Genomic DNA, 21,232 nt, shown 5'->3' with positions numbered 1-21,232 from the left:
GGGCCAATGACCGACGACGAGGACGCGGCCGACACGCACCCGCGCGAGGAGTTTCACGAGGACCCGCTCGGCCACGCCGACGTGTGGGCGGGCATGAGCGTCGGTGACCTCGCCACCGAGTACGGCAAGGCCGGCATCGGCGCCGCGGAGATGAGCCGCGCTGTCGACGTGTACACCGAGATGCTGGAGCGAGACGACGTGACCAACTTCTTCGGCCTCGCGGGCGCGATGGTTCCCGGCGGGATGCGGAAAGTCGTGACCGACCTGATTCGGGACGGCCACATCGACGCGCTGGTGACGACGGGCGCGAACCTCACCCACGACTCCATCGAGGCCATCGGCGGGAAACACCACCACGGCCGGACCGCCGACTCCGGCCACGAACGCGACCACGACGAGCAACTGCGCGACGAGGGCGTCGACCGCATCTACAACGTCTACCTCCCGCAGGAACACTTCACCCTGTTCGAGAACCACCTCCGCGACCGCGTCTTCGACGAGTTCGATGGCGTCGTCGCCACCAGCGAGTTCACGCGCGAACTGGGGCGGGCGAACCTCGCCGCGAACGACGAGAACGGCGTTGACGAGGACGCGGGCATCGCCGCCGCGGCCTACGAACACGACGTGCCCGTGTTCGTGCCCGCGATTCAGGATTCCGTCCTCGGGATTCAGGCGTGGATGCACTCGCAGGTATCGGCCTTTACGCTCGACGCCCTCGGGGACCTGACGAACATCACGGACGTGGCGTTCGACGCCGAGAAGGCGGGTGCCACCGTCGTCGGCGGCGGCGTCCCGAAGAACTTCGTCCTCCAGACGATGCTCACCGTCCCCGACGCGTACGACTACGGCGTCCAACTCACGACCGACCCCGCATCGACGGGCGGGCTCTCCGGTGCGACACTCGACGAAGCGCGGTCGTGGGGCAAACTCGAGAAGTCCGCGAAGAACGTCACCGTCCTCGGTGACGCGACGATTACGCTCCCCCTCCTCGTGGCGGCGGCGCGCGACCGACTCGAATGAGCGGACAGAAACGTGTTTGAGGCCGGCGGCCGGAATGTCGGGTGGCCGATGACGAGCGCACCACTCCGAGCCGGGGTGGCTCCCGACAGTGACGAGCCCTATGAGTGCCGAGGCCGCCACTTTTGACGGTAGACGGCGTCTCTGAGGTGCCTGATTATGGCCACAGTAGACATAGGCCCCGGTCAGATGTCCACCGAGGAGCAGACACGGATTTATGAACGTTGGCGAGCAATCACATCATATGGCCGCTGAAATTTCCGACCGGATTCGAGAGCTCGCCGAGGCTCGCGGCCTTCCGGAGTCCGAGGTGTTCGAGCGTGCACTCGAACGCGGCCTCAAAGACCTGTGGGAAGACCTCGTTCTCGCACGGTACCTCGACGGCGAACTCGGCCGCGAGGAGGCCATCGAACGTGTCGGTCGGACGAAAGTCGAGCGGGCAGAACGAGAGCAGGCAGTCGTTGAGGAGGACGTGGACTGGGGCCTGAACGCGTGACGCTCGCGACTGTCTCGGACGCGGGGCCGCTCATCCACCTCGCCGAAATCGATTCACTCGAACTTCTCTCGGCAGTTGACACGCTCCTCGTTCCAGAGACGGTTTACGAGGAAATCGACGCCGGTGGTGTCCCGGACGGGTTGGCCGACCTCTCGTACGAACTCGTCGAAGCCGACGAAAGTCGAATCGAAGCGGAAGAACTGGATGCTGGAGAACGCGCTGCGCTTGCGATTGCAGACGAGCGGGGAATCGTCCTCCTAAGCGACGACCTCGCCGCCCGAAAGGCAGCATCGGAGACAGATGTCGAAGTACACGGCTCTATCGGCGTCATTGCACTCAGTTACAGCCATGGATTGCTCGACAGAGACGAAGCGGCATCGCGTATGCGAGCACTCCAACGTGAGACGAGTCTCTTCGTGACCGAGGCAGTGGTGGAACGCGGAATCCAGATGTTGGACGAGCAGTAACGGAACGAGCGAATTCTATCGACACGCTAATCACATGCCTGAAGAATTCGGCCAGACCGAACAGCCCACACATCGCTCTCCACGCACCCGTGCCTCACTCTTTCTGAACGGCCGACAGTAAGATTGGTAAGTTACCACAGAGGATAGGTTCCATGACCATTACCGCCGAACAGTACGCGACAGAGCTGCGAGACGCAATCGATAGACAGCGATACGCGACGCTGGTCGCGTCGGTCGGCGACCAACTGAACGGGCGGAAAGACCGGTTCGACAAATCAGACATCATCGAGCGGTGCTTGGAGGTCTACAGCGACGGCCGCCTGAAGTGGGTCGACGACGTCAAACGGGATTTCGTCGACACGGAGCGGGGCGTTGACGTCGAGTTCAAATACGAGACGGATATGCTGTACACGAAGGTCCGCGGGGACCCGCGCGACCCCAACCCGCGACTGATCAACAACCTCGGCGAGAAAAACGAAATCGACCCCGACGAGTTGGCCGACTTCTTCGTCCTGGGGCAACAGGACGCGATGGGCGTCATCTCGAAACCGACGATATTCAGCGACGAGACGAAATCGGAACTCGAGTTCGACGCCGACGTAGTGAAGGGCGACTTCTACTTCGACGAAATCGAGATTGCGTTCAGTCCGGACGATATCGGCGCGATACAGACACGGGAGATCAACTACAAGGAGCGGAAGATGGAGATGCAGATGCGACTCATCGAATCCATCGGCGCCGAGGTGAACGACTGAACCTGTTAGAAAATCGGCGTCGCTCGTCGCGGTCAACAATAGATTTATCCCCTGATTTCGTCTCGATAGAGTATGAGTGATGTGCCCGCCGCGAAGTCTCGCGGCGACCTCGTCTACGAATTACAGGACATGGGAGAGTGGGAGGACGTAGACGCTGACATCGCGATTTCGGACCCGCCGTTCGGCCTCGAATTCGACGGCAAAGCCAGCAATTACAACCGCGACCGGTCGCGGGTCGTGGACGGCTACGTCGAGTGGGACACCGACGAGTACTGCGACAAAGCGACCAAGCTGCTCGATACCCTCGCGCGGAACACGACCGAGACGGGACAGGCCATCGTCTTCTCGGGGATGGACAACAGTCACCTCCTCCACCAGACAGTCCTCGACCACGACACGTGGCGTCTGGAGGGGAAACTGTACTGGGCCTACAACTTCGCGCCGTACTGCAAGAAACGCCCCGCACACAACATCTACGAGCTGTTCTGGATGGTGAAAGGAGACGAGTGGTCCTACTCGAACGAATGCTCGTTCGACCACTGCCAAGAGGGAGAGGCGAACCTCTCGTTGCTGGACATCAAACGCAACTATCTGAAGGAGATGCCGAAATATCCGACGCGATTGCCGCTCGAAGTGGTCGGCGTGTTACTCGAACACTTCTCCGAACCGGGCGACAAAGTGTTCGACCCGCTGGCCGGGTCGGGCAGTGTCGGCATCGGAGCGGCTGGCCTCGGTCGCGAGGCGGTCCTCGGAGACCTGAACGAGAACGCGAAAGAGGTGTTCGAATCTACGGTGGACGCCCTGGAAGACGACGTGTTCCCAGAGCACAACACCAACCACACCTCGCTGAGCGAATTCTGAGTCACCTCGGGATTGGTCGGCGTCGCCGCTAGGTCGGCGTTTTTTGGAAGCGGTCGCCGAACGTGGGGTCGATGACTGGGCACCACGTTCCGAAGGGTGTGAGTCTGGATACCCTCCAGGAAATCGTCGCCGGGTGGGCCGAAGTGGGGGCCGACGAGTCGCCAGAATACACCTCGGCCGTCGAGGAGGTCACGAGCGTCTCCGACGCCGTGGGGCGACAGAGTCGCTTCCTCGAGGAGATAGGCGTCCTCGAACCCCATCGCCAGCAACACCGACTGACCGAGGCCGGCGAGCGACTGGCGACGGCGCTCGCAGAGGGCGACGAGGCAGACGCCCGGGCGGAGGCCGCCGAGATGCTCGACGACTGGGACCTGACCGACGAAATTCGGGGCGTGCTCGACGGGAATCCGATGGCGGAATCGGAACTCGCCGCAATCGTCTCCGGATTGGCCGAGCAGAATCCCGAAGCCAGCCGTGTGACGACGGGCATCACGACGCTACTCGACTGCTACGAGTGGGCCGGAATCTTGGACCGAGACGAGGAGGACCGATACCGGCTGCCGGAGTCGGGTGACACCGAATCGGCCGGTGAGAGTGAATTGGCCGAAGTCGGCGAGACGCCCGAACAGACCGTCGAGGAAGTAGCACGCGAAGCGGCCGAGGACGCGGCTCGAACGGTCGCGGAAGACGTCGCCGAGGAGGTGGCAGCCGACGCCGCGACGGCCGCCGCGTCGGAGACGGCCGAAGCGGTCGCCGAACGGACGGCCGAAACCGTCGTCACGGAGGCCGCGGACGAACTCGCGGATGCCGCAGAGACCGCCGAACGGGCCGCGGAAACCGCGAGCGACGCCGCAGAGGCAGCCGACGACGTCGCCGAATACGTCGACCGAGCGGAGACCGAACCGATAGCCGAAACGGGAGCGGTAGGCGACGGAGAGAGCGCCGAGGAGACGGACGACTCCACGGCCCGGGCGGAAGAGACGCTATCCGAGGCGACCGACGAGACCAGTGAGGCAGTCGAGCAGACGGCGGCCGACGTGACACAGGACCTGTTGGAGGACGTGGACGCGGTGGAAATCTCCCTCGGCGACGACTCCGGGGTCGAAATCGGATTCGACGAGGAGTCCGGCGTCGAGATTCGAGTCGACCCCGACGTCGACCTGCAAGGGGTGGACTTCCCGGAGGGTGTCGACCTCGAAACCGGCGGACAGGCGGGCGAGGCCTCTGACAATCTCGAACCGGATGGCGGCGTCGAGGAGACGAGCGACGACGGCGACGGCATCGAACTGCGTCGCGAGGGCGATACCGTCCACATCGACGTCGATGCCGGTCCCGGAATCACGATTGCCGTCGGTGACGAGGGTGACGACACCGAGCGTACCGAGGGGACCGAGACTGAGGAGGAATCGGAGACTGAAGAAGCCGACAAGGCCGGCAAGGACACAGCAGGCGAAGCAGAGGCCGAGACTGCGGACGAGGCGGAAGACGAGGAGACTGGAGACGAGACGAGCGCGGACACAGCGGACGAAGCGGGTACGGATGAGACGGCGGACGACGAGGCCGGCGCGGCGTCGGCGACGCCGGCGGAATTGGACGCTGAGAGCCTCGACGACGTAGAATCGACGGGGGAACTCGTCGAAACGCTCGCGGACGCGGCGACCGAGGCCAAACAAGCGGCCGAGGAGGCACGAGAGGCGGCGGCCGAAGCCCGGAGCGTGGTCCAACAGGAATCGGGGAACAGCGGCGAATCACCGCCAGCGACGCAGCCACACACCCTCTCGCTCGACATCGACGCCGACGCCGACGATTTGGAGGCGCTCGTTCGCGGAATCAAGCAGGGCCTCGCCTCGCAGGAGGAGTAAGACGCCGAGTCAGCGCGTCCCCGTCTCGGCGACAGCGCGCTCCAGTCGGTCCAAGAAGCGCGGGTCGTACGCGTCCTCGGTATGGGCCACGTTCCACAGGCCGGACGCCCGAATCTGTCGGCTTCGACTGTGGTGGCCGAGCCAGTCGTCGGGACGCGGGTCGAGCGTGGCGGAGTCGACGTTGCTGAGCAGGGCGATGGCGTTGCGCTCGACGAACGCGCGGTCGCTGTCCGGGCTCGGTTCGTCGTCGAGTGCGACCCAGAGGAACGGCTGCTCGCGGATGTAGGTGCTCACGCGACGTTCGAGCGGGTACTCCTCGTCGCGAACCTCGGTTCGGTCGCGGTCGATGGTCGACCAGCGCTCGCCCCAGTCGGGGTAGTCGTCGTGGAGCCCGTACTTTTCGATTATCGCCTCGCCGACGCGCTTGCGATAGACCGAGCCGCGATGATTCCCGCCGTGTGGGTGGTCGGCGCTTCGATTTCCGGTGCCGTAGTGCTGTTTGAGTCGGTCCCAGAGCGAGGTGGAACTGCCCGCCGAGACGGCGTGTGTACCGACGCGCGTGACGCGACGCTGGCCGGAGGCACGCGTCTCGCCGGGTTCGAGGAAGACGTAGACGCCGCGGTCGGGCCAGTCCATGTATCCGGTGCAGTTCTTGAGCTTTCGTGTGCCCCCGACGCGTCGTTCGAGGTCGGCGAGCAGTTCGTACAGGCGGTCAAGGTCCGCAGCACGCGCCATGCCCGCGACTCGCAGCCGACGCCTAAAGAACGTCTGCTCGAAAAGAGACGTGGAATTCGAGTATCGTCGGAAGTTCCGAGATTCAGTGACGGAACAGTCGGTGAATAGGCAGAGAACTGCTGTAGTTGACGAATGTACTCTATATACGACCGATTCGAGACGTTCGTTTTCTATAGTTCCCGATGCGAAAACGGATACACAACCCTTAACCGTGTGGTCGGTGTCTCTGTAATTGCAATGGCAAACGGTAAGGTTGATTTCTTCAACGACACTGGCGGCTACGGTTTCATCGAGACTGAGGATGCTGACGACGACGTTTTCTTCCACATGGAGGACGTTGGCGGTGAGGATCTGACGGAAGGCACTGAAATCGAATTCGATATCGAACAGGCCCCCAAGGGCCCGCGCGCGACGAACGTCGTTCGCGTATAATTAGGCGTTGCCCGTCGCCTTCAGGCGATGGACTCCACCAACGTTTTTCGTGTCTCCTCGCGACCGGCGCGAGGGATACTGCGTTTTACTCCCATAGCGGTGCGCTCGCGCCGTGAGTCGATGACTCCTGCGTCGATAGTCCAAACAGAGAACATGTTCGCGCCAACGCTCAATGGAAAAACAACATAATCTATCAGCATGGTTCCGAACGACGTTCGGGAGTCGATCGACGCAGCGTGTGACCGACGGCGCGTCCTGCAGGCCATCGGTGCCAGTGGCATCGCGGCCGGCCTCGGTGGTCGCGTCGCCGCCCAAAACGGTGGGGGACGCTCGGAGAGCGACGCGGGGGTAGACGTAATCGCTCGGCAACGAGAGGGCGTCGTCCACTGGTCGCTCCCGGGGAAACGACGATTGGGGCAGATGGTCTTCGGCACCCCGGAACACCCCCAAGCGACGCTCGCACCGGTCCTCGACCTACTGGACGACGGGCCGGTGGCGACGTTACTCGAGGAGTTGCCGATTCTGGTCGGCCTGCCGCCGGAGGCCAGAGAGACGACCGGCGACGGAGAGGCGTACACACAGACCGCGGTCCCGACGCCGTTCAGCGACAACGTGGTTCGCGTCTCGGGGGAGGTCGACGCCCGCTACCGTGACCGTCGCCCGTACGATCTGCCCGCGTCGTACGGCGAGTCACCAGACAGCGTCGATTTCGACATCCGGTTCACCGACCCCAACGGCGCCCGCTACAGCCTCGACGTCAAGCACACGATTCAGCCGCCGATTCCGACGTGGGAGACGGGCGGGGGCGTCGTCACGGACACGTGGATTCACGGCACGACGGGGACGGAGTCACCCCTCTTGCCGCGGACGTACACGTACGCGGCGTTCTGGGGTATCTGTGACGTGGTCGTGGAGGGCGACGTCGTCGACGAGAACAAGGTCGTTCACGCGATGACGGTGGCCAACATGCGGAAATCGGACGAGACGATAGCCCTCGAATCCGAGATGCCCCTCGCGCCGGACGAGACGTTCAGCGGGCAGGCCCACCACACGCAGGTCATCGTCCCGCCGATAACGGTCGGCGCGGACGGCCCGGTCCACGAGGCGGTGAACACGGCGTATCAGCTGCCGAACGGTCACACCCAGCCGTTCATCCACCTCACGTTCGAAGAGGACACCGTCGTGAACGCGCCCTTCGCCGACTGGTCGTTCCCGGAGTCGGCGGAGTGAGTCGCCCGAAACGGCGCGTTCGCCCCAACTTATTTGCAGTTCTCAGGTGAACGACGAGGATGGGACGACCTGATGTACGATACCATTCTGATTCCGTTCGACGGAAGCGACGAGGCGAGGAAGGGTGCGAACCACGGCATCGACCTCGCGGCGACGTGTGGCGCGACGGTCCACGCGCTGTACGTCATCGACTTGCCGGGCGCGCCGCGGACGCTGTATCTCCGCGACGACGAGGACGAGATGCGGGAACGCTACCACGAGTACGGTGAGGAGGTCACGACCGAACTCTGTGAGATGGCGAACGACGCCGGCGTCGAGTGTACCACGGCAGTCCGAACCGGGTCACCGGGCGAGGAAATCGTCGACTACGCCAAGGAACACGATATGGGCGCCATCGTCCTCGGGAGCGCGTACCGCGGGAAGTTCCGCGCGATTCTCGGGAGCACGGCTGAGAAGGTGGTCCGGACCGCGGAGTCGCCGGTCATCACCGTCCGCCAGCAGATGAACGACTAGTAGGCGTGTTTGAACTCCCAGTGGTACTGGCAGTTCGGGCAGGTGGCCCACTCGGGGACGCCGAACTGCGGGTGGCGCCGCCCGTACTGCATCCCTGACCGACAGACTGGGCAGGTGAGCGCGAGTACCTCGAGCTCGGTGAAACGCTCGGGCGGCAGGTCGACCCGACAGCTGGGGCAGTCGATGGCGTCGCGGGCGTCGGCCTGCAACACGTCGTCGCCGCACTCGGGGCACCGAAGCGTCGCGGGCGGGCGGTAGGCCCACCCGGTGTCACCGTCGATGGTCGTCGTGTGTGTCTCCACGCTCGACAGGCGGAACTCGTTGGGGCCGTCGTTGGTGCGTAACGGTGCGAGTAGACGCTCGCCGAGCCACCGGAGCGACGCGAGCAGACGGCCGCCCGCGACCCCGAGCGCTCGCGCGAGGCCGTGTGAGTCGTCGCCCACGCGCGAAACTCAGGCTGGAATCAGCATAAGTCAGTCGCTGCTCGCCGGGTCGTCGTTCTCCTTGACGTCGGTCACCATCTCGTCGCCCGCGGTGACGACGTCGACGTTCTCGTTGTCGGAGAGCTCCTCAATGGACTCGGCGAACTCCTCAGATTCGAGGATTTCGTACTCGTTGCTGAGGCCGAGGTAGACGGTGTAACACATCAGACAGAGGATGGCGGCGAAGGGTAGTCCCGTGGTGATGGCGGCCGTCTGGAGGGCGGTCAGGCCGCCACCCCAGAGCAGGATTGCCGCGACGAGGCCCTCGACGAGCGCCCAGAAGATTCGCTGGACGCGCGGCACGTCGTGTTTCCCGCCGGAGGTCAGGTGGTCGATGACGAGCGACCCCGAGTCCGAGGACGTGACGAAGAAGGTGACGACGAGCAGCGTCGCCAAGATACCCGAGAGCGCCCCGAGCGGGAACTGTTCGAGCATGGCGAACATGGCGACGGTCTGACCGACATCGTTGTACGTCGCGAGCGCGGCGCCGTTACCCTGCAGCGAGTTGAACAGGGCGCTCCCGCCGAACGTCGAGAGCCAGATGGTGGAGAACAGCGCCGGCAGCACCAGCACGCCCATGACGAACTCGCGGACGGTCCGTCCCTTCGAGATACGGGCGATGAACATCCCGACGAAGGGCGACCACGCTATCCACCAGCCCCAGTAGAAGACGGTCCACGCGGTGACGGTGCCGCCGCCGGGCGCGAGGGTGCCACGGAAGAAGCCGAGGGCGAGGATGTTGTTGAAATACGCGCCGAGACCCTCCACCCACGTCCCGAGGATGAACACGGTGGGGCCGGCGATCAGGAGGAAGCCGAGCAACGCGAACATCAAGTAGAGGTTGATGGTGCTCAGGCGCTTGACGCCGCCGTCGAGGCCGGCGGCGACGGAGAGTGTCGCGATGAGGGTGATACCCCCGATGAGCAGTATCTGCACGAAGGGGTTAGTGGGGACGGAAGCGACACCGAGCATGTCACCACCCACGTACGAGAGGCCAGTGTTGACCTGTTTGACGCCGAGGCCGAGCGAGGTAGCGAGGCCGAACAGCGTCGCGAAGACCGTCACGAGGTCGATGATGTGGCCGGGCCAGCCGTAGATGCGGTCACCGAGTAGCGGCCAGAAGATGGACCGGAAGGTCAGCGGCAGGCCGCGGTTGAACGAGAAGAAGGCGAGGCCGAGGCCGACGAGGCCGTAGACGGCCCACGGGTGGAATCCCCAGTGGAAGAACGTCTGAGCCATCGCCGCGGACCCCGCGGCGCCGGTTTCGGGCTGGGCGCCCCAGAAGCCCGGAACGTTCTGGAAGTAGTACAGCGGTTCGGAGACGCTGAAGAACATGAGGCCGATGCCCATGCCCGCGCTGAACAGCATGGCCATCCACGAGAAGTCGCTGAACTCCTTTTCGGCCTCGACGCCGCCGATTCGGATTTTGCCGTACTTGCTGAACGCGAAGTACAGGAGGACGACGATGAACAGGTTCACCGCGAGGAGGTAGAACCAGCCGAAGTTGTCGCCGATGAAGTTGAACAGGGCGGTGTACATCGACGACGCCTGCTCGCCGAGGGCGAGCGTCACGAGGACGAACAGCCCGATAAGCACCAGCGCCACCGGGAAGACGACGGGGTGGATGTCGAACCCCAGCGCCTGGATGTTCGTATCCCCGGGTTCGCGGTCCGATTCGGGGTGGAACAACTCCACCTGCAGCCCCTCGGACATCTCGCCCGGTCGCTCGTCTGAATCAGCCATCCCATACCTCCGTTCGACAGTCGCCGATAGGTCGATGTCGGTCTCTCATGTGCGTGTGTCTGTCCGTCGGTTGGTTCGCAGTCGCGTGCCGGCGGCCGCGCGAATTACTCCTCTCCACGAGTATCGGTTCCTATCCCCATGGGATAGAGTCACATAGTGACTTTTCATTGTGTCAAATAAAGGTTGTGTCGCTTATCGCAGGATCTTCGAGCGGCCCGGGTCGAAGAGCGGTTCGTCGCGCACCGTGGCGTCGTAGGTGGTCCCCTCGCAACGAATCTGGACGCTGGTCCCCGACTCCGCGTAGTCGGTGGGGAGGTAAGCGTAGGCGATGGACTCGCCGAGGCTGTAGCCGTAGTCACCGGCGACGACGTAGCCAAGCGCTGACCCGTCGTCGAGAACGGGCCGGCCGCCGAGGACGGCGTCCGTGGCGTCGTCGAGTGTCATCGGGACGAGTCGGCTGTCGGGGCCGTCGCGCTGGATGTCGGCCAGCGCGTCCTTGCCGACGAAGTCGGTGTCCATGTCGACGGCGAAGGACAGTCCCGCGGCGAAGGGGTCGCTGTCGGTGTCGAGGTCCGTCCCCCAGAGCCGGTAGCCCTTCTCGAGACGCATGGATTCGAGGGCGCCACTCCCCATTGGCCGTACGTCGAGGTCCTGGCCGGCCTCCCAGAGCGTCTCCCAGAGGCGGCCGCCGTACTCCGACGGCGCCCACAGCTCCCAGCCAAGTTCGCCGACATAGGACACCCGGAGCGCAAGGACGGGCACGTCGCCGACGTAGATTTGCTTCGCGCTGAAGTAGGGGAACGACTCGGCGGACACGTCGGCGTCGGTCACGCGCTGGAGGAGGAGCCGAGATTTCGGCCCCCAGAGGCCGACCGTCGCTCGCGACCCTTCCTCGATAGTGACCGACACCGTCTCCGGGGCGTGGTCTTTCAGCCAGCCACCGTGGATGCCGGGCGAGTTGCCGCCGCCGGTCGTCACGAGGAACTCGTCGGTGTCGAGGCGGACGACAGTCACGTCGCCGAGGGCGGTTCCGCCCTCGTTACAGAGCAGGGAGTACCGCACCCGGCCGGGGTCAATGTCGACGTCGTTCGTACACATCCGCTGGAGGAAGGCCGCGGCGTCGGCTCCCTCGACGACGATGGAACTGAACGAGGTCATGTCGTACATCGAGACGTGCTCGCGGGTGTGGAGGTGTTCGGCCCCCTGGATGGGCGAGCGGTTGATTCCCCGCCACCCCTCTCGCTCGGGAATCTGGTCGGCGTAGCGGTCGACCAAGTCGGCGTTCGAATCGTACCACTTCGGCACCTCCCAGCCGCCGGACTGGGTGAACTCGGCGTCGAGCTCCTGCTGGTGGTGGTAGAACGGACTCCGCCGGAGGGCGCGGTGGTCGTCGGGTTGCCATCCGGGTTCGACGATGCTGTACACCTGCCGATAGCGCGTCGACCCGCGGTCGACGAAGTAGTCCGGGCTGCCGGCGTGGGGTTCGAAGCGGTCGACGTGGATGCCGCCGACTTCGACAGGGCCCGAGGGGAGTTTCGGGACACCCGTCTCCATCCACTCGGCGAGAATCTTCCCGTAGCCGCCGGAGTGTGTCCACCAGATGGCGAGGCCGGTCCAGAGGTCGTCGATGGCTTCGGGTTCGCCGAGGACCGGCATCCCGTCGGGCGTGAACACGAAGATGCCGTTCTCGGTGGTCGCGAAGTCGATGTCCTTGGTGACGGGGAGGAGTTCCTCGAAGGCCTGCTTCGGTGACGTGTCGCGGTCGGGGTGGGTGGCCCGCTCCCAGTGTTCGGCCGTGAACTCCCGGACCGACGCCTGCCGTTCGTCGGTGTTGCCCCCCATCTTTCGGGGGTCGACAGGGAGCGCCTCGTGGTTGTACGAGCCGAGTCCGAGGGCGTCGCCGTGAGTGCGGAAGTAGAGCGAGTGGTCTTGGTCGCGGCCGACCGGGCGAGTCGGCGCCTGACTCATGGCGTCGGCGATGCTGCGGTCGCCCGGTATCTCCATGTCGGCGGTGTCGACGCGGGGGGCGACCGCCTCGTCGGCGAGCTCGTCGAGGGGTTCGGTGACCGCGTACTGGTGCTGGACGGGCGCGATTGGGAGGTCGAGCCCCGCCAACTGGCCGGTCTGATACCCCCAGTTGTTGGTGGCGAGCACGCAGCGCCCGCACTCGATTCGGCCCCGGTCTGTCTCGACGGCGGTGACCTCGCCGCCCGAGACGTCGAGGTCCGTCACCGTGGTGTGGCCGTAGAAGTCTGCGTCGGACTGCTCCATGTACCACTGGAGCGCGGCGACGCCGTCGACCCGTCCGTCGGTCGGGGAGTAGTAGCCGCCGAGGATTTCGTCTTCGTCGACCAAGGGCAAGTGGTCGCTCACCTCGCCGGGCGAGAGGAGTTGCGGGTCGGGGAGGCCGTACGCCGTCGCATGTTCGACCCGTCGCTGGAGGAAGTCCATCCGCTCCTCGGAGCGGGCGACTTCGATGCCACCCACCTCGTCGTAGACGCCGGCGTCGGAGAGAAGCCGACTCGTGTAGTGGGCCGTCTTCGTCATCAGCTTCGACGGCGACGTCTGGAACATGATGCCCGGCGCGTGCGTCGAGGACCCACCCGTGACCGGGAGCGGTCCCTGGTCGACGACGACGATATTCTCAGCGCCCAACTCCGAGAGGTGGTACGCGACGCTACATCCGACGGCCCCGGCGCCGACGACGACGGTGGCCGCAGACGACGGTACCGTGCTATCGCTACTCATGGGGTAGTATCCCATTGACCAATCCAAAAGCCCCGGGGTTGCTCACCTGTGGTGTTTAAACGCCCCCTGCCGAGACGCTCACTCGAAGCGGTCGAGACTGAACATGTCGATGGGATGGGCCGTCTCGCCGTCGGCGGCGAGGTCGGCGAGCACTTCGCCGATGACCGTCGCGAACTTGAAGCCGTGGCCCGAGAACCCAGCGCCGACGACCACCTGTGGGTGGTCGGGCAGCTGGTCGAGGATGAAGTGTTCGTCCGGGGAGTTGGTGAACATACAGGTGGCGAGTCGCATCGTCGGCCCGGCGGCCTTCGGGAAGTACTTCTCGGTGAAATCACGGAGGAGCACTTCGTCGGCCGGTTGCGGGTCGGTGTCGTAGCTGTCCGGGTTGACCGCCTCGCCGAGGTGATGGTACTTGCCCAGTTTGAACCCCGGCACGTCGTAGATGGGCAGGCCGTAGAACCGCCCCTCGGGGACGGCGATGTTCCACACCGGCAGGGAGTCGGGTTCGAACAGTTCGGGCGTCTCGGGTTGGAACCACGCGAGCACCTGCCGTTCGGGAACGGCGAGGCCGTCGAGGGCGTCCGCGAGCTTGTAGTTCCACGCCCCGGCGGCGAGGACGAGGCGGTCGGCCTCGTAGGTGTCCGTGTCGGTCCAGACGCGAACGCCGCCGTCGGGCGTCGGCGCCCAGTCGTGGACGCCCTCGCGGGCGCGAATCTCGGCACCCGCCGCCTGTGCCGCCTCGGTGTGACCGACGATGGACTGTTCGGGGACGACGAAGCCGCCGTCCTCCTGATAGAGCGCGCGGTAGTCGTCGGGGAGGTTGTAGCCGGGGAATCGCTCGTTGAGTTCCGCGCCCGTCAGCACCTCGTGGGGGATGTCGTGTTCCTCGCAGGAGCGCCGCGACCCCTCGAAGACGACGTTGCCCTGCGGACCGGCGTCGATGGAGCCGGTGCGGTGGATGACCTCACGGCCCGTCTCCTCGGCCAAGTCGTCCCAGAGCTCGTACGCCCGTTCGATGAGGGGGATGTACGAGGGGTGTTCGTAGTACGCGCGTCGGATGATGCGCGTGATGCCGTGTGAGGACCCCTGCGTGTGCGGGATGTCGAATCGCTCCAGTCCCAGAACGTCTACCCCGCGAGAGGCGAGGTGATATGCGGTTGCGCTGCCCATGCCACCGACGCCGACGACGATGACATCGCGTCGCTCGTCACGATGACTCATAGCCCCCCGTTTGACGGGGAGGGTATTGATGCTTGGGACCGCCACAAACCGGCGGTACGGGCGCGCACGCGCGGATTTTCGAGTTCGAGTGTCCGCCCGCACTTATACGCCTGAGATAACTGAGGTCCACCCTTATAGGGACATGGCATCTATTTGATAGACAATGGTTAACGACCATCCCAACCACCCGGAAATCGACCAGTCGGACCGAACGCTCCCGCGGAATCTGCGACAGACCGGCGACCCCGGCATCGAGATGCTCGTCTCGACGCGCGTGCGGAAGTCGCCGTTCTTCCACAAGTCGTTCAACGAGGAGGGGGCGTGGCGCTGTACCGTCTACAACCGAATCTACCACCCGCGGGGACTCGTCGAACCCGAAGACGGCGGCGCGATGAAGGAGTACGAGGCGCTGACCGAGAGCGTCACGCTGTGGGATGTCGCGGTCGAGCGACAGATTCGGGTGAAGGGGCCGGATGCCGAGGCACTCACCGACTACGTCATCACCCGCGACGCGACTGGCATCGAACCCATGCACGGGAAGTACGTCATCCTCTGCAACGAGGACGGCGGCATCCTGAACGACCCCATCCTCCTGCGAATCGCCGAGGACGAGTTCTGGTTCTCCATCTCGGACTCGACGCTCATGCAGTGGCTTCAGGGCGTCAACGTCGGGATGGACTTCGACGTGGAAATCGACGAAATCGACGTGGCGCCGATGCAGATACAGGGGCCGCGCTCCGAGGACGTGCTGGTCGACGTCGTCGGCGAGGAGGTCAGCGACATCCCCTACTACGGACTGCTGGACGCGGAGATCAACGGCTGTGACGTGCTGGTGAGTCAGACCGGCTTCTCCGGCGAGAAGGGCTTCGAAATCTACGTGCAAGACGCGAGCGAGAACGCCGAACGCGTCTGGGACCCCGTCATGGCGTCGGTCAAGGACCACGGCGGGCGACAGATTGCGCCGGGCCACCACCGCCGCATCGCCGCCGGCATCCTCTCGTGGGGCCAAGACATGGACCACGAAACCTCGCCGTTCCAGGTGAACCTCGGGTATCAGGTGCCGGACGACAAGCCCGGTGACTACATCGGGAAGGAAGAACTCGAACGGCAGAAAGCGCTCGTCGAGGACGGTGAGTACCCGTTCAACCTGAAACTCGTCGGCCTGAAGATTGCGGGCGAACCGATTCGAGACTACGCCCCCGACTTCTGGATAATCTCCGACCCCGACACCGGGAAGGAGTGTGGTTACATGACCTCGCCGTGGTGGAATCCGGACCTCGAGACGAACATCGGCCTCGGGTTCGTGCCGGCGGAGAAACTACAGGCCGAGTCCGACGCTCTACTCAACGACGAAATCTACGAGCAGGACCTCGACCTGGAGTTCCGGGTCCACCTTCCCGACGAGTACGCCGAGGAAGCGGGCGAACCCGCGTACGCGACGGTCGCGGAGGTGCCGTTCAAGGAGTCGGTAAACCCGAGCGCGCGCGAACAGGCGAAGCTGAACGCCCGGAAGGAGTAATTCGGGCGAGCGGTATTGTCCGACATGACCCTCACCCACGCCGATGCGACGAGCCTGCTCCGCGAGCCACGCTTCGAGCTGATGCCGTTCGACAGCTTCGAGGGGCAGATGGAACAGTTGCCCGACGGCGCGGAAATCGCCGTCACGGCCTCGCCACAGCTCGGCCTCGACGCGACGGTCGAGTGGAGCGAGCGGGCGGCGGCCCGCGGCTACGAGCCGATTCCGCACGTGGCCGCGCGGTACGTCCGCGACCGAGACCACCTCGACGAGGTCGCGACTCGCCTCGCGGACGCGGGAATCGCCGACATCTTCGTGCCCGGCGGCGACCGAGAGGAACCGCTCGGCGAGTTCGAGTCGGCGTACGACCTCCTCACCGCGCTCGACGACCTCGGCCACGAGTTCGCGGAGGTGGGCATCACCGGCTACCCCGAGGGCCACGAGTTCCTCGAGGACGACACGCTGGCCGCGGCGATGGAGCGGAAGGCACCCCACGCGACGTATCTCACGACCCAGCTCTGTTACGACCCAGACGCGATAGCCGAGTGGATAGAGACGGTGCGCGACCGGGGCATCGACCTCCCCGTGGAAGTCGGGATTCCGGGCGTGATGAAGTACCAGCGCCTCCTGAATATCTCACAGAAGGTGGGTGTCGGCGACTCGGTGCGCTTCCTCCGGAAGACGAGCGGCGTGCTCGGATTCGTGCGCCAACTCGTTGGGTCGCGCGGGAAGTACACGCCCGACGGCCTCGTCGACGGACTGGCCCCCTACGCGACCGACCCCGAGTACGGGATTCGCGGCCTCCACATCTACACCTTCAATCAGGTCGGCGACACCGAAGCGTGGCGGCGCGACCGACTCGGTGAGCGGTAGCGAGTCGTCCAAAGCGGCGTCTCCCGGCCCTCGCGGCGGCCGTTAGCAGGGACCCATTTAAACACCGCAGATGAGACGGACCGACGCTTATTCCCCCTCATGCGGTACGAGTTCCCATGACGCGGTGGACCAACAGCGCCGACGAGACTCAGGCCGTGAGCCCCGATATCACGGACGAGACGAACGCACTGCCCGCAGACTGCTTCACCGACCCCGACGTGTGGGAGTTGGAGAAAGAGACAATCTTCGCGAACTACTGGCTCTACGCCGGCCACGAGAACTGCATCCCCGAGGCGGGCGACTACTTCACGCGAACCATCGGCGACCGGCAAGTCATCGTCGCCCGCGACCAGGAGGGCGAGGTCCGCGTGTTCTACAACGTCTGTGCCCACCGTGGCTCGAAGATGGTCGAGGACACACCGATGACCGACCCCGGAAACATGGGGCGCATCCAGTGTCCGTACCACCTCTGGACGTACGACCTGGACGGCAGTCTCCGAAGCACGCCCAAGAGCTTCGAGGAGGCGAGTCTCAACCCCGACCTCGACGACGAGGAAGTGTCCGGCCTCGACCCGGACGAGAACGGCCTGCTCGAAGTCCAGACCGACAACATCGGCCCGCTCATCTTCCTCAACTTCGACGACGACCCGTCGCTGTCGCTCGACGAACAGGCGGGGAAGATGAAGACGCGCCTCGAATCCCTTCCGCTCGAGGAGTACGAACACGCCCGCCGGTACGTCTCGGAGGTCGAGTGCAACTGGAAGACCTTCGCGGGCAACTACTCCGAGTGTGACCACTGTCAGGCGAACCACCAGGACTGGATCAAGGGCATCCAGCTCAACGAGTCGGAACTCGAAGTCAACGACTACCACTGGGTCCTCCACTACACCCACGAGGAGGACATCGAGGACGAACTCCGCATCCACGACGAACACGAGGCGCAGTTCCACTACTTCTGGCCCAACTTCACGGTCAACATGTACGGCACCGCGGACGGTTACGGGACGTACATCATCGACCCCATCGACGAGGAGCGCTTCCAGCTCATCGCGGACTACTACTTCGCGGACCCCGACCTGAGCGATGCCGAAGAGGAGTTCGTCCGCACCAGCCGGCAGCTGCAAGAGGAGGACTTCGAACTCGTCGAGCGACAGTACGACGGACTTCGCTCCGGGGCGCTCGCACAGGCACAGCTCGGCCCCAACGAGCACACCCTTCACCGGTTCCACCGACTCGTGCAGGAGGCGTACGAGACGTGACGGGACCGTTCGTCGCGGCCTGTGTCGACTGTGAGGAGCGTCGGGAAGCGACGGACCCGAACGAAATCGTCCGCTTCTACCGGCGCCACCAGTCGGTGACGGGCCACGACGTGGAATGGGAACAGACCCCCTCCCTCGGCGTCGCGAGCGACGACGTGCCCGCGGTGGTGGAGAGCCTCGTCACGGACCCCGAGGAGGGCGTCCCGCTCGGCGAACTGAGCGCGGCGATGAGCGAGTTGGGCTGGACGGTCGGCGAAACGCTCGACGCCGTCCACGACCACCGGATGCGCGGCGCGCTCTGGGAACCACAGGACGACTACGTCTCCGCGGTCTGATTCACGAGTCGTCGAGCAACGTCTGCTCGATGAGTCGAGCGGTCCCCCGGCGAATCCGGCCACCGACAGCCGTCGGGGAGATATCCAGTTCGCCGGCGAGTTCTTCCAGCGATGTGTCGCGGGGCTCCTCGAAGTATCCCGCCTCGTAGGCCGTAACGAGCGCGTCTCGTTGTGCGTCGGTGAGTCCCACGCCGTCGATGGAGAAGTCGTCGAGCGTGTAGATGTGACCCAACTCGAACCCGATATCTTCCTCGTCGCAGTACTCCCAGAGCGAACTGAGCGTCTTTCGGTCGGGAAGTTGCATCCGAACGGACCAGCCGTCGGCCGTGCTGTCGGCTTCGAGCATCAGGCCGCCCATCTCCGTCACCGTCGGCGAGAGGAGTTTCGTCCCGTCGGAGTGACCGAGCCGATAGATACGCGTCGTCTCCGCCTCGGCGACGATCAACGACTCCGAGACGGTGTGGTCGGCCTCAAGCGCGGCCTCGAACTCGGGGAACGAGTCCGACTCGACGAGAAAGAAGAACATGCCCGTCTCGGCGTCAGTGGCGGTGTGCGAGACCACCTGAATCGATGCGTCGGTGGCGCGAATCGTCGGCGTCAACGCGAGGTCGGGATGCGCGAGTTCCGCGACGGCGACGAGGCTCACGCCGACCCTCCGAGACGTGGGAGAGTGTTCGTTCGCGTGTGCACACGCACCACACGAGATGCCCCGACTTTATCGTTTCGAGCGACGGCCCGGTGGGACCAGTAAACACTATGGGGACCGACCGGCCACGTCGGCGTATGGACCTCGGACTCGACGGCAACGCAGCGCTCGTGTCGGCTTCCAGTAGCGGCCTCGGGAAGGCGTCGGCGGCCGCCCTCGCGGCAGAGGGGGCGAACGTCGTCGTCAACGGCCGCGACCCGGACCGCCTCGCCGACGCCGTGGACGACATCCGCGAGACGGCGACGGGCGACGTGGTCGGCGTCCAGGGCGACATCACCGACCCGGACGACGTGACGGCGCTGGTCGAGCGAACGGTCGAGGAGTTCGGCGGCCTCGACCACCTCGTGACGAGCGCCGGTGGCCCGCCGAGCGGTCCCTTCCTCGACACAACCGACGAGGACTGGTACGAGGCGTACGACCTCCTCGTGATGAGCGTGGTGCGACTGGTTCGCGAGGCCGCGCCGCTCCTCCAAGACGGCGGCGGCACTATCGTCAACGTCGCCTCGGGGAGCGTCAAGGAGGCCATCGACGGCCTCGTCCTCTCGAACTCGGTTCGGATGAGCGTCGTCGGCTTGGAGAAGACGCTCTCGGAGGAACTCGCGCCCGACGTGCGCGCGAACGCGGTGCTGCCCGGCACCCACGAGACGCCGCGCATCGAGGAACTGGTCGAACAGGGCGTCGAACGCGGCGACTACCCCGACTACGAGACGGGCGTCGAGGAGTGGAGCGCGGGCAACCCACAGGAGCGCATCGGTCAACCCGAGGAGTTCGGCGACGTAGTCGCGTTCCTCTGCTCGGAACGGGCGAGCTACGTCAACGGCGCGGCCATCCCCGTCGACGGCGGCGACCACGCCTCGAACCTGTAGCCCGGGTGCCGCGGGGTTTTATGTGACGTCCTTCGTACCTCCCTGCAACTCGCATGGTGCTCGGACTGTCCGGAGAGCTGGTCTCGGTCGTGTTGTTCCTGGTCGGCGTCACCATCGTCATCGTGAGCGTGGAGACGTTCATCGAAGCGGTGGCGGAGGGCGCACTGGCCCTCGGCGTCTCGGGATTCTTCCTCACCGTCGTCCTCGCCGGCACCGACTTGGAGAACGTCATCCTCGGCATCGCGGCGGCGTACGGGGAGTTACCGGACCTCGCGCTCGGCACCGTCTTCGGTGAGGCCCTGTTCATCCTCGGGGCCGCCGTGGGCATCGCCGGCGTCCTCGTCCCCTTCGAGACGGAGGTGCCACGGAACTACCTCGGCATCACGCTTCTCGCTCCGTTTCTCTTCTTCGGCCTCGCACTCGACGGCACGCTCTCCCGGTTCGACGGGGCGATTCTCACCGCGACGTTCATCCCCTACCTCGCCATCATCTACACGCTCGAACGCTACACGGACACGCGCTACCTGTCGGCCGAGGAGGTCGAAATCATGGAAGAAGAGGTGCGCGAGCGTGAGAAAGCGGAGGAAGCGGAGGAGGACGAAGGGTTGCTCGACCTCGATTTGGATATCGACGTCGACGACTTCGTCGAAGAGCACGTCCCCGAACGCTACGAGGGGCCGGCGTTTCTCGCCATCGCCCTCGTCGCCACGGTGGGCATGACGGTCGGGTCGGAACTCGCTGTCTCAGGGGCCGAAGACTTGCTCGCGCTCCTCGGCGTGACGGGACTGGCCTTCGGCGCGACGGTCATGAGCTTCATCGCGTCGCTGGAGGAACTGTTCCTGACGGTCGAACCCGTCCGGCAGGGGCGCCCCCACATCGGCGTCGGCAACGTCGTCGGGAGCATGCTCTTTTTCGTCAGCGCCAACGCGGGACTCATCGCGCTCGTCCACCCGTTGAACACGGCGGGCGCGGTCATGACCGTCCACTGGCCGTTCTTCTTCGTCTCGCTTCTCGTCGTCGCCGGCGCGTTCTTCCGCGGGAAGGTCGGGCGCCCCACGGGCGTCCTCCTCCTCGGCATCTACGCGGCGTACTGGGTGGCGAACTACGCGGTGTGA

At 65.0% G+C, this 21,232-nt stretch carries 21 protein-coding genes; 15 read left to right on the top strand and 6 right to left on the bottom strand.

The features are described from left to right. The first annotated feature begins 6 nt into the window (after positions 1 to 6). The 6 genes from BLU18_RS07905 (at position 7) to BLU18_RS07880 (ending at position 5,458) form a co-directional block, all read left to right on the top strand. On the top strand, positions 7 to 1,020 hold the full coding sequence (locus BLU18_RS07905; RefSeq protein WP_092633759.1) for a deoxyhypusine synthase: 1,014 nt from the start codon (positions 7 to 9) through the stop codon (positions 1,018 to 1,020). A gap of 241 nt (positions 1,021 to 1,261) precedes the next feature. Further along, the gene (locus BLU18_RS07900; protein WP_092633757.1) at positions 1,262 to 1,513 is read left to right on the top strand and encodes a hypothetical protein; all 252 of its coding nucleotides are present in this window, start codon (positions 1,262 to 1,264) and stop codon (positions 1,511 to 1,513) included. After that, positions 1,510 to 1,980 (top strand): PIN domain-containing protein, encoded by a 471-nt coding sequence (locus BLU18_RS07895; RefSeq protein ID WP_092633755.1) that lies wholly within the window; start codon positions 1,510 to 1,512, stop codon positions 1,978 to 1,980. The genes BLU18_RS07900 and BLU18_RS07895 overlap by 4 nt, the downstream gene beginning before the upstream one ends. Positions 1,981 to 2,132: 152 nt before the next feature. After that, a complete protein-coding gene (locus tag BLU18_RS07890) occupies positions 2,133 to 2,735 on the top strand; it encodes a hypothetical protein (protein ID WP_092633753.1) in 603 nt (200 codons plus the stop codon). Positions 2,736 to 2,807: 72 nt separating this feature from the next. Then, on the top strand, positions 2,808 to 3,596 hold the full coding sequence (locus BLU18_RS07885; RefSeq protein ID WP_092633751.1) for a DNA methyltransferase: 789 nt from the start codon (positions 2,808 to 2,810) through the stop codon (positions 3,594 to 3,596). 71 nt (positions 3,597 to 3,667) lie between these two features. Then, a complete protein-coding gene (locus BLU18_RS07880) occupies positions 3,668 to 5,458 on the top strand; it encodes a putative sodium/potassium/calcium exchanger (protein ID WP_092633749.1) in 1,791 nt (596 codons plus the stop codon). Between the two features lie 9 nt (positions 5,459 to 5,467). On the opposite strand, the gene BLU18_RS07875 is transcribed toward BLU18_RS07880, so the two are convergent. Then, on the bottom strand, positions 5,468 to 6,193 hold the full coding sequence (locus BLU18_RS07875; protein ID WP_092633747.1) for a GIY-YIG domain-containing protein: 726 nt from the start codon (positions 6,191 to 6,193) through the stop codon (positions 5,468 to 5,470). A 237-nt stretch (positions 6,194 to 6,430) separates the two neighbouring features. On the opposite strand from BLU18_RS07875, the gene BLU18_RS07870 reads away from it, so the two are divergent. The 3 genes from BLU18_RS07870 to BLU18_RS07860 all read left to right on the top strand — a co-directional run bounded on the left by BLU18_RS07870 (position 6,431) and on the right by BLU18_RS07860 (position 8,368). Then, entirely contained in the window at positions 6,431 to 6,625 is a 195-nt protein-coding gene (locus BLU18_RS07870; protein ID WP_049937282.1) for a cold-shock protein, read from the top strand. A 198-nt stretch (positions 6,626 to 6,823) separates the two neighbouring features. Next, the gene (locus BLU18_RS07865; RefSeq protein WP_092633745.1) at positions 6,824 to 7,855 is read left to right on the top strand and encodes a hypothetical protein; all 1,032 of its coding nucleotides are present in this window, start codon (positions 6,824 to 6,826) and stop codon (positions 7,853 to 7,855) included. A 72-nt stretch (positions 7,856 to 7,927) separates the two neighbouring features. Continuing rightward, a complete protein-coding gene (locus tag BLU18_RS07860; protein ID WP_092633743.1) occupies positions 7,928 to 8,368 on the top strand; it encodes a universal stress protein in 441 nt (146 codons plus the stop codon). Here the strand turns inward: BLU18_RS07860 and BLU18_RS07855 are convergent. From BLU18_RS07855 to solA, 4 genes are all read right to left on the bottom strand, one after another. Beyond that, the gene (locus BLU18_RS07855) at positions 8,365 to 8,811 is read right to left on the bottom strand and encodes a hypothetical protein (protein ID WP_218124080.1); all 447 of its coding nucleotides are present in this window, start codon (positions 8,809 to 8,811) and stop codon (positions 8,365 to 8,367) included. The genes BLU18_RS07860 and BLU18_RS07855 overlap by 4 nt on opposite strands. A gap of 30 nt (positions 8,812 to 8,841) precedes the next feature. Continuing rightward, positions 8,842 to 10,593 carry a BCCT family transporter gene (locus tag BLU18_RS07850; RefSeq protein WP_092633741.1) on the bottom strand — a complete coding sequence of 584 codons (1,752 nt, stop codon included), beginning with the start codon at positions 10,591 to 10,593 and terminating at the stop codon, positions 8,842 to 8,844. 192 nt (positions 10,594 to 10,785) lie between these two features. Then, complete coding sequence (locus tag BLU18_RS07845; protein ID WP_092633739.1) at positions 10,786 to 13,341, bottom strand: GcvT family protein; 2,556 nt, start codon at positions 13,339 to 13,341, stop codon at positions 10,786 to 10,788. Between the two features lie 78 nt (positions 13,342 to 13,419). After that, positions 13,420 to 14,562: an N-methyl-L-tryptophan oxidase gene (solA, locus tag BLU18_RS07840; protein ID WP_092633737.1), complete on the bottom strand. Its 1,143-nt coding sequence runs from the start codon at positions 14,560 to 14,562 to the stop codon at positions 13,420 to 13,422. A 163-nt stretch (positions 14,563 to 14,725) separates the two neighbouring features. On the opposite strand from solA, the gene BLU18_RS07835 reads away from it, so the two are divergent. From BLU18_RS07835 to BLU18_RS07820, 4 genes are all read left to right on the top strand, one after another. Next, positions 14,726 to 16,081 (top strand): aminomethyltransferase family protein, encoded by a 1,356-nt coding sequence (locus tag BLU18_RS07835; RefSeq protein WP_092633735.1) that lies wholly within the window; start codon positions 14,726 to 14,728, stop codon positions 16,079 to 16,081. Positions 16,082 to 16,105: 24 nt separating this feature from the next. After that, a complete protein-coding gene (locus BLU18_RS07830) occupies positions 16,106 to 16,951 on the top strand; it encodes a methylenetetrahydrofolate reductase (protein WP_092633733.1) in 846 nt (281 codons plus the stop codon). A 116-nt stretch (positions 16,952 to 17,067) separates the two neighbouring features. After that, positions 17,068 to 18,210, top strand: a complete 1,143-nt coding sequence (locus BLU18_RS07825; RefSeq protein WP_092633731.1) for an aromatic ring-hydroxylating oxygenase subunit alpha — start codon at positions 17,068 to 17,070, stop codon at positions 18,208 to 18,210. Then, a complete protein-coding gene (locus tag BLU18_RS07820) occupies positions 18,207 to 18,545 on the top strand; it encodes a hypothetical protein (protein WP_092633729.1) in 339 nt (112 codons plus the stop codon). Before BLU18_RS07825 ends, BLU18_RS07820 begins: the two co-directional genes overlap by 4 nt. Position 18,546: 1 nt before the next feature. Here the strand turns inward: BLU18_RS07820 and BLU18_RS07815 are convergent, their stop codons facing one another. Then, positions 18,547 to 19,191, bottom strand: coding sequence for a helix-turn-helix domain-containing protein (locus tag BLU18_RS07815; RefSeq protein WP_092633727.1), 645 nt, complete (start codon positions 19,189 to 19,191; stop codon positions 18,547 to 18,549). 137 nt (positions 19,192 to 19,328) lie between these two features. Here BLU18_RS07815 and BLU18_RS07810 point away from each other — a divergent pair, with 137 nt between their 5' ends. Further along, a complete protein-coding gene (locus BLU18_RS07810) occupies positions 19,329 to 20,117 on the top strand; it encodes an SDR family oxidoreductase (RefSeq protein ID WP_092633725.1) in 789 nt (262 codons plus the stop codon). A gap of 53 nt (positions 20,118 to 20,170) precedes the next feature. Beyond that, positions 20,171 to 21,232: a sodium:calcium antiporter gene (locus BLU18_RS07805; RefSeq protein WP_092633723.1), complete on the top strand. Its 1,062-nt coding sequence runs from the start codon at positions 20,171 to 20,173 to the stop codon at positions 21,230 to 21,232.

The organism is Haloplanus vescus (assembly GCF_900107665.1).
Lineage (GTDB): Archaea > Halobacteriota > Halobacteria > Halobacteriales > Haloferacaceae > Haloplanus > Haloplanus vescus.
The sequence above is the reverse complement of the archived record's forward strand: the minus strand, read 5'-3'. Positions and strand labels throughout refer to the sequence as shown.

What these genes read in the sequence shown, in the direction of transcription:
- BLU18_RS07905 (WP_092633759.1), top strand. Translation starts at nt 7, where the DNA reads ATGACCGACGACGAGGACGCGGCCGACACGCACCCGCGCGAGGAGTTT.
- BLU18_RS07900 (WP_092633757.1), top strand. Translation starts at nt 1,262, where the DNA reads ATGGCCGCTGAAATTTCCGACCGGATTCGAGAGCTCGCCGAGGCTCGC.
- BLU18_RS07890 (WP_092633753.1), top strand. Translation starts at nt 2,133, where the DNA reads ATGACCATTACCGCCGAACAGTACGCGACAGAGCTGCGAGACGCAATC.
- BLU18_RS07885 (WP_092633751.1), top strand. Translation starts at nt 2,808, where the DNA reads ATGAGTGATGTGCCCGCCGCGAAGTCTCGCGGCGACCTCGTCTACGAA.
- BLU18_RS07880 (WP_092633749.1), top strand. Translation starts at nt 3,668, where the DNA reads ATGACTGGGCACCACGTTCCGAAGGGTGTGAGTCTGGATACCCTCCAG.
- BLU18_RS07875 (WP_092633747.1), bottom strand. Translation starts at nt 6,193, where the DNA reads ATGGCGCGTGCTGCGGACCTTGACCGCCTGTACGAACTGCTCGCCGAC.
- BLU18_RS07870 (WP_049937282.1), top strand. Translation starts at nt 6,431, where the DNA reads ATGGCAAACGGTAAGGTTGATTTCTTCAACGACACTGGCGGCTACGGT.
- BLU18_RS07865 (WP_092633745.1), top strand. Translation starts at nt 6,824, where the DNA reads ATGGTTCCGAACGACGTTCGGGAGTCGATCGACGCAGCGTGTGACCGA.
- BLU18_RS07860 (WP_092633743.1), top strand. Translation starts at nt 7,928, where the DNA reads ATGTACGATACCATTCTGATTCCGTTCGACGGAAGCGACGAGGCGAGG.
- BLU18_RS07850 (WP_092633741.1), bottom strand. Translation starts at nt 10,593, where the DNA reads ATGGCTGATTCAGACGAGCGACCGGGCGAGATGTCCGAGGGGCTGCAG.
- BLU18_RS07845 (WP_092633739.1), bottom strand. Translation starts at nt 13,341, where the DNA reads ATGAGTAGCGATAGCACGGTACCGTCGTCTGCGGCCACCGTCGTCGTC.
- solA (WP_092633737.1), bottom strand. Translation starts at nt 14,562, where the DNA reads ATGAGTCATCGTGACGAGCGACGCGATGTCATCGTCGTCGGCGTCGGT.
- BLU18_RS07835 (WP_092633735.1), top strand. Translation starts at nt 14,726, where the DNA reads ATGGTTAACGACCATCCCAACCACCCGGAAATCGACCAGTCGGACCGA.
- BLU18_RS07830 (WP_092633733.1), top strand. Translation starts at nt 16,106, where the DNA reads ATGACCCTCACCCACGCCGATGCGACGAGCCTGCTCCGCGAGCCACGC.
- BLU18_RS07825 (WP_092633731.1), top strand. Translation starts at nt 17,068, where the DNA reads ATGACGCGGTGGACCAACAGCGCCGACGAGACTCAGGCCGTGAGCCCC.
- BLU18_RS07810 (WP_092633725.1), top strand. Translation starts at nt 19,329, where the DNA reads ATGGACCTCGGACTCGACGGCAACGCAGCGCTCGTGTCGGCTTCCAGT.
- BLU18_RS07805 (WP_092633723.1), top strand. Translation starts at nt 20,171, where the DNA reads ATGGTGCTCGGACTGTCCGGAGAGCTGGTCTCGGTCGTGTTGTTCCTG.